Source organism: Longimicrobium sp., from assembly GCF_036554565.1.
Taxonomy (GTDB): domain Bacteria; phylum Gemmatimonadota; class Gemmatimonadetes; order Longimicrobiales; family Longimicrobiaceae; genus Longimicrobium.
The window spans coordinates 1-5,765 of record NZ_DATBNB010000822.1; the positions used below are offsets into that span (position 1 = coordinate 1).

Sequence of the window (5,765 nt, forward strand, 5' to 3'; positions counted from 1 at the left end):
ACTTTCGCACTTTCGCACTCCCGCACTTCCTCCCGGGGCTTTCGCATGTGCCCCGGCGCGGCTATTCTACCCGCCGCACACGCAACCCAAACCCAAGTCAGGAAATGCCGGAAGCGTTCGCGAGCGGAGGGCCCATGCTGCTGGCCGGCACGGCCAACCTCCCGCTCGCCGAAGAGATCGCGCAGGTCGTTAAGGTGCCGCTGGGGGCCGTGACCATCCAGCGCTTTTCCGACGGAGAAATCTTCGTCCGCATCGACGAAAACGTCCGCGGACGCGACATCTTCATCATCCAGAGCACCACCGCGCCGGCCGACAGCATCATGGAGATGCTGCTGCTGATCGACGCGGTGAAGCGCGCCTCGGCCGCCCGCGTGACGGCCGTGATGCCCTACTTCGGCTACGCGCGGCAGGACCGCAAGGACCAGCCGCGCGTGGCCATCGGCGCCAAGCTGGTGGCCAACATGCTGGTCAGCGCCGGGGCGGACCGCGTGCTGTCGGTGGACTTCCACCAGCACCAGATCCAGGGCTTCTTCGACGTGCCGGTGGACCACCTGTACGCGGCGCCCGTCTTCACGCGGTACTTCCGCGAGAAGCAGCTCACCAACCTGGTGGTGGTATCGCCCGACGTGGGCTCGGCCAAGATGGCGCGCGGCTTCGCCAAGCGGCTCGACGCCACCATGGGCATCATCGACAAGCGCCGCCCGGCCGCCAACGTGGCCGAGGTGATGAACGTCATCGGCGAGGTGGAGGGCAAGGACTGCCTCCTTTCCGACGACATGATCGACACGGCCGGCACCATGGCCGAGGCGGCGCGCGCGCTCAAGGAGCGCGGCGCCAACGACGTGTACGCCTGCGCTACGCACGCCCTGCTTTCGGGCCCGGCGGTGGAGCGGCTGGCGAACGCGCCGTTCAAGGAGATCGTGGTCACCAACACGGTGCCCGTTCCCCAGGAGAAGCGGTTCCCCGGCCTCACCGTGCTTTCCGTGGGAGAGCTGGTGGGGCAGGCGATCCGCTTCACCCACATCAACGAGTCGGTCAGCTCGTTGTTCGAGTAGCACCAGGCGGTGCGCGGGCCGGGCCGTACGGGCTCCGGACGCGCGCCGTGTGACTTTCATCGCAAGGAGGTTTCGGATGGCCAGGACCACACTCAGCGCCACGCTCCGCAGCAGCGCCGGCAAGGGCGTCGCCCGCAAGCTGCGCTCGGCCGGGCAGGTTCCCGCCGTGCTGTACGGCCACGGCGACACGCCCCGCCCGCTCGCCGTCGACGCCCACCAGCTGGAGCTGATGATGGCGGCCGTGGGCCCCAACACCATCATCACCCTGCAGCTGGACGGCGAAGGCACCCAGGACGTGCTGCTGCGCGACGTGCAGATGCACCCGTACAAGCCCGAGGTGCTTCACGTGGACTTCTTCCACGTGCACGCGGGCGAAAAGGTGCACGTGAAGGTGCCGGTGCGCCTGACGGGCAAGCCCGTGGGCGTGCACACCGACGGCGGCATCCTGGACCAGGTGCTGTACGATCTGGAAATCGAGTGCCTCCCCAACGCCATCCCCGACGTGGTGGAAATCGACGTCAGCGGCCTGCACATCGGCGAGTCGGTGCGCGTGGGCGAGGTGCCGTCCGGCAGCTACAAGGTGCTGAACGACGCCGAGCTTCCCATCGCCTCCATCGTGGGCGCGTCGCGCAACGAGGGCGTGGAGACCGATGCCGAGCCCACCGAGCCGGCGCTGGTGAAGACGGGCGGCAAGGACGAGGAGTAGGCTGCCGTGCTGGAGCGCCTGCGGGCGCTGCTGGCGGGCGTTGCCGAACGGGAGGAGGAGGCGGTGGCCGGGGCCAAGGTGATCGTGGGGCTGGGAAACCCCGGCCGCGAGTACGACAACACCCGCCACAACGCGGGATGGTGGCTTCTGGACGTCCTGGCCCAGCGCTGGGGCGTCCCGAAGTTCCGCGCGGAAAAGAACCAGGCCATCGCCACCACCCGGGTGGAGCCGTTCCAGGTGCGGCTGATCAAGCCGCTGACCTACATGAACCGCAGCGGCTCGGTGCTCGTTCCGCTGAAGCGGATGGGCGCGCTGGATTTGTCGAAGGACCTGCTGGTGCTGGTGGACGACGTGGCGCTGGAGCCCGGCCGCGTGCGCTTTCGCCCCTCGGGAAGCGCGGGCGGCCACAACGGGCTCAAGTCCATCGAGCAGGCGCTGGGCACCAAGGACTACCCGCGCCTTCGCATCGGCGTGGGGACCAAGCCCCCCGGCGCCGACCTGGCGGACTGGGTGCTTTCGTCCATGCCCCGGGGCGACCGCAAGCTGGTGGACGAGCGGCTCCCGGAGCTGGCCGACGCCGTGGAGACGTGGATGCGCGACGGCATCGAGGTCGTGATGGACCGCTACAACCGCTAGGCACCGCTGCACCCGTACCGCGCCGGACCTCCCTCCTTTCCGGCGCGGTTTCGCAGTTCCGGCATACCTCCTGCCTCAAAGGGCCGGCCGTGAACCCGACGATTCTTACCGACTGGCTGTGGGTCCTGGGTCTCCTGGGCCTGGGCTTCACCTGGGTGATCTGGGACCAGCTGCGCAAGCTGCCCCCGGGCAACGAGGTCATGCGCGGCCTTGCCGCGCAGATCCAGGCCGGGGCGCTGGCCTTCGCCCGGCGCATCGGCGTGGTGATGGCGGCCTTCGTGGGCGCCGCGGCCCTCCTGCTCTTCCTGGCGATGGGGTACCGCAGCGCCGGCGCCTTCGTGGGTGGGGCCGTGTGCGCCATGGCCGCGGCGATGGGCGGGCTGTTCGCCGCCGTCCGCGCCAACGTCCGCACCGCCGAAAGCGCCCGCTATCCCGGGCAGTCCGCCGCGCTGCGGACGGCTTTTTCGGGCGGCGCCATCGCCGGGCTGGCGGTGGCGTCGCTCTGCATGCTGGGCGCGGGGCTGATGTTCCTGCTGGGCATCCGCCTTCCCGGGGTGTTCGAGGAGGTGCGGTTCCGCGAGTACGGCGAGATCGTGCCCGCCTTCGCCATGGGGGCCGGCAGCATCGCCCTGTTCGCGCGGATGGGCGGCGGCATCTTCAAGACCTCCGCCGACATCGGCGCGGACCTGGTGGGCAAGGTCGAGGCAGACATCCCCGAGGACGATCCCCGCAACCCCGCCACCATCGCCGATCTGGTGGGCGACTGCGCGGGGGGCACGGCGGGGATGGCGTCGGACCTGTTCGAATCAACCGTGGCCGCCGTGATCGCCGCCATCGCCGTGGGAATGACGGAGCGCACGCTGACCGGCTACGAGAACCGCATCGCCGCCGTGTCGCTTCCCCTGTTCGCCATCGGCGTGGGGCTGCTGGTATCGGTTGGCGCGGTGTACCTGCAGCGCCTGCTGGACCGCGGCAACCCGGCCGAGACGCTGCGCAACGTGCAATTGGCGGCGGCCGCGCTCTTCCTGCTCGCGATGTTTCCCATCGTCTACCTGCTCCCGTTCGACCTGGCCGACGAGGCGTCGGGGCGCGTGTACAGCTTCCTGGGGCCATATTGGTCGCTGCTCGCCGGCACGGTGGCGGGCGTGGTGGTGGGCGGCATCACGGCGTTCTTCACCGGCCCGCGCGCCTCGCGGCTGATCGCCCACGCGTCGAGCATGGGACCGGGGGCCAACGTGCTGGCGGGCATCTCCGCCGGGCTGCAGTCGTCCGTACCCGTGCTGCTGACCATCTGCGCGGCCATCGGGGTGTCGTACGCGCTCTCCGGGCTGTACGGGATCGCGGTCGCCGCCATCGGCATGCTGGCGACGGTGGGCATCACCATGACGGTGCACACCTTTTCGCCCATCGCCGACAACGCGGGCGGCATCGTGCAGCTGGGGCACCTGGGTCCCGACGCGCGCCGGGTGACGAACGCGCTGCACACCGCGGGCAAGCAGCAGAGCGCCATCATCAACTCGTTCGCCATCTCCTCGGCGGCGCTGACCTCCATCGCGCTCTACGCGGCGTACGCGTCGTGGGTGGGGCTGGAGGGGATCAACCTGATCGATCCCATCGTGGTAATCGGGTTTCTCGTCGGCGGCGCGGTTCCCTCCGCGGTCGCCGCGTTGACGATCACCTCCGTCTCTACCGCGGCCCGCGCCATGATCGCCGAGGTGCGTCGGCAGTTCACCGACACGCCGGCCATCATGGAGGGCACCGTGCCTCCCGACAGCGTGACGTGCGTGGACCTGGCCACGCGGATGGCGCTGCGCGGGATGGTGGCTCCGGGCGTGGTGGCCGTCGCGGCGCCGGTGCTGATGGGCTCGCTGCTGGGGGTGGAGGCGCTGGGCGGGATGCTGGCGGGGGCGACGCTGACGGGCGTGCTGCTGGCGCTGTTCATGTCGAACGCGGGAAGCGCGTGGGACAACGCGCGCCAGATGATCCACACGGCGCCGGGCGGGCGCGGCAGCCGGGAGCACCAGGCCGCAGTGGTGGGCGACGGCATCGGCGACGCCTTCAAGGACACGGCGGGCCCGTCGATGAACATCCTGATCAAGCTGATGAGCCTGATCTCGCTCGCCATCGTCCCCTGGCTCCTGAGCCTGCCCATCAACGAGGGCAAGGGCGGTCCCGAGCCGGTGGAGGAGGCGGTGGCGTTCGTCACCCGGATCGCGGCGGCCCTGCTCGGCTGAGTTCATCCCGATCGGATACAGCGCCCCCGGACGAGCTTCGCCCGGGGGCTTTATGTGTCCCGAAAAACCCGTCGCACTCGTGGCGGGTTCCGTTATTGGATGTTAGGGGTGTTCGCTTTTATATTGCAGGCGACCTCAGACGGAGACGCGATCGTGAATGACACGCCGAACACACCGCCCGCGCCACACCCGCCGGAGTGGCTGCAGTTCCAGCGCGAGATGGCAGAGCGGGGGATTACGATCAAACTGCCGGACGTCGCTGCCGACTGGTCCCTCATCGAACCCATCGAAGTGGAAGGGGAACTCGCGAGCGAAGCGCTGATTCGGCTTCGGCGGACGGCCCGCTGGTGAGGCGCTACTTCTTCGACGCGTCCGCCGCCGTGAAGCTGTACGTCGTAGAGCCGGGCTCCACTACCGTGCGCGAGATGGTCCGCGGCGCACGCGCGACTCCGCCTCACACCCAGGTACTGGTCTGCGACATCGTGTTGCCGGAAACACTTTCGGCGCTCCTGCAGATCCGTCGCAGTCCGACTGCGGCGAGGCGAGGCATCAGTGCGGCGGCGCTTCGTTTGGTCCTGCCGCAGGTCTGGGTAGACCTTGGCGGAGAGGGTCCAATGCTCGTGCGTACAGCATCGGAAACCCTGCGTGCCGCGTCACGGATCGTAGAACGCCATGAACTCCGCGCCCCCGACGCGCTGCACATCGCGGCCGCGCTGGACATCAACGCCACGCACCCTGTGCTCTTCGTCAGCGGGGATCGGGAGCAGCTCAAGGTGGCGCGGGCGGAGGGGCTGGAGGTGATCGAACTCGCTGCGTGATGAATCCGGGAAGTGGACCCTGGTCCGGCGAAACGGGTACCGGGGGGGGGCATCCACTCCAAGTGATTGCACGACATGAAGATCCGTTTCGGTTCTATCCGCCGCGCGGTTCGCGGCGCGGCGGTCCTGTTCGCCGTCACCGCTGCCGCGTGCGGGGACCTGCCGACGGGCCCGGCTCCGGCGGACGACCTGGTGCGTGGGATCGACGTCTCGCGCTGGCAGGGCGCCGTCGACTGGAACGCCGTCGCGGGCGACGACGTGGAGTTCGCGTTCATCAAGGCCACGGAGGGCGGCGACTTCACCGACCCGCGGTTCG

7 protein-coding genes are annotated in these 5,765 nt (G+C 69.4%); all 7 read left to right on the plus strand.

Annotated elements, in window-relative coordinates; genetic code table 11:
* Positions 1-104: 104 nt before the first annotated feature.
* Positions 105-1,055, plus strand: coding sequence for a ribose-phosphate pyrophosphokinase (locus VIB55_RS23275; RefSeq protein WP_331879072.1), 951 nt, complete (start codon positions 105-107; stop codon positions 1,053-1,055).
* Positions 1,056-1,131: 76 nt separating this feature from the next.
* Positions 1,132-1,761 carry a 50S ribosomal protein L25 gene (locus VIB55_RS23280; protein ID WP_331879073.1) on the plus strand — a complete coding sequence of 210 codons (630 nt, stop codon included), beginning with the start codon at positions 1,132-1,134 and terminating at the stop codon, positions 1,759-1,761.
* A gap of 6 nt (positions 1,762-1,767) precedes the next feature.
* Complete coding sequence (gene pth / locus VIB55_RS23285; RefSeq protein ID WP_331879074.1) at positions 1,768-2,397, plus strand: aminoacyl-tRNA hydrolase; 630 nt, start codon at positions 1,768-1,770, stop codon at positions 2,395-2,397.
* An 89-nt stretch (positions 2,398-2,486) separates the two neighbouring features.
* On the plus strand, positions 2,487-4,631 hold the full coding sequence (locus tag VIB55_RS23290; RefSeq protein ID WP_331879075.1) for a sodium-translocating pyrophosphatase: 2,145 nt from the start codon (positions 2,487-2,489) through the stop codon (positions 4,629-4,631).
* Positions 4,632-4,784: 153 nt separating this feature from the next.
* Positions 4,785-4,982 (plus strand): hypothetical protein, encoded by a 198-nt coding sequence (locus VIB55_RS23295; RefSeq protein WP_331879076.1) that lies wholly within the window; start codon positions 4,785-4,787, stop codon positions 4,980-4,982.
* Positions 4,979-5,449, plus strand: a complete 471-nt coding sequence (locus VIB55_RS23300; protein ID WP_331879077.1) for a type II toxin-antitoxin system VapC family toxin — start codon at positions 4,979-4,981, stop codon at positions 5,447-5,449. Before VIB55_RS23295 ends, VIB55_RS23300 begins: the two co-directional genes overlap by 4 nt.
* 75 nt (positions 5,450-5,524) lie before the next feature.
* On the plus strand, positions 5,525-5,765 hold a 241-nt coding region (locus VIB55_RS23305; protein ID WP_331879078.1), incomplete at its 3' end, for a GH25 family lysozyme.